The 1429-nt window shown below is 45.2% G+C and carries 1 protein-coding gene and 1 pseudogene; both read left to right on the forward strand.

Annotated features, from left to right (window positions below):
• On the forward strand, positions 1–840 hold an 840-nt coding region (locus tag HPC40_RS09355), incomplete at its 5' end, for an OmpA family protein (RefSeq protein WP_208119234.1).
• A gap of 89 nt (positions 841–929) precedes the next feature.
• Positions 930–1429 (forward strand): annotated as a pseudogene (locus HPC40_RS09360) (cell wall anchor protein); the annotation flags it as partial.

Raw genomic sequence — 1429 nt, forward strand, 5'->3', positions numbered from 1 at the left:
TGTGTTTACCACGACCCACTTACCTGGACAGACACTAAAAATGTTGGCTACACAGACAGCGTGCCAGAAGGTCGCTCATCGGTAGTGATTTACCGCCCAGCAGATGCGATAGAGGGTTCAACCATAAACGTCTATATCAACGGAGAATACCTCAGCTCTTTACAGCCAAATGCGTATCGTCAAGAAACGGTGTGTTCAGCTAACCAACGTTTATATGCTGAATTTACCCACCAAGACCCAGGCTACCGCGAAAAAGCGAAAGACGGCAACTACTACAACTTGCCAGAAAACCAAGTGGCTTTTTTCAAAATCGTGAACGCGAACGGTAAACCCGCACTTGAACAAGTGAACGCAGACGTTGCAAAAGAAGAGTTAAAACACGTCAAACGTCAAAACCACACCTTACCACGCGTTGATAAAGTCACCCAATGCGCAAATGTATTAAAACAGTACAATTTAGATGCCTCAGCGTTGTTTAAATTCAACCGAGCAGCGTACGGCGATATGCTAGTGAAAGGGAAACAAGAAGTCGCAGCGGTTGCGGCAGACATCAAACAAAACCCAGCCAAAATCAAAGATATCTTAGTCATTGGTTACACTGACCCAGAAGGGAACGCGGCATATAACAAAGCGTTATCGGCAAAACGAGCACAAACCGTGAAACAAGCTTTGGTTAAAGGCGGTGTGAGCGGCAATCTCATTTTAACGGAAGGTCGTGGGCAAGCAGACTTAGTGGTTGCAAATTGCCGCGCGCAATTTCCAAACAATGCAAAAGCACGTCAACAGTGTGACCAACCAAACCGTCGTGTAGAAATTATCGTACACGGTGAAACAAAGTAACGGATTAACTCCAACAAACATCACCCTATCTGAGCGTAAAAGTGCGGTCAGATAGGTTTTAGATTGATAAATTTAAGGTAAAAAACGCAATGGCAAAACAAATTACGTTAAAAATTAACAACGCAAAAGACACATTAGAAACGGTCAAGATTGACGTTCACAGCGGCAAAGCTGTTATCGTGAAAGCACAACCGCATGTGAACTATCACCTAACAGACGAACAAACTCAGTTTGGACCAGAAAACATCATGATTAAACGTGATGGGGATGACTTAAAAATCGCCTTTGAAGGTTCAACGATTGAGCAACCTGACTTAATTATCGAAGGCTACTACGCTGACGGTAACAATGCCGACAGCCTACTGGTTGGTGATTGGGAAAATGGCGAAGTTTACCCTTACGTACCAGAAAGTGCGGTTAAATCAGATGCCGTCACAGAATTAGCGGATAGCGTATCAGCAGGTCAAGCCTTGGGTGGCGAACCTGTGACTGCACTTTGGGCATTCAGCCCGTGGTGGTTATTAGCCCTCGTGCCACTCGTAGGATTAGGCGGTGCTGCACTGTTCCACTCAAAAGGTGGTGATGACCA

The organism is Spirabiliibacterium falconis (genome assembly GCF_014885015.1).
Taxonomy (GTDB): Bacteria; Pseudomonadota; Gammaproteobacteria; order Enterobacterales; family Pasteurellaceae; genus Spirabiliibacterium; species Spirabiliibacterium falconis.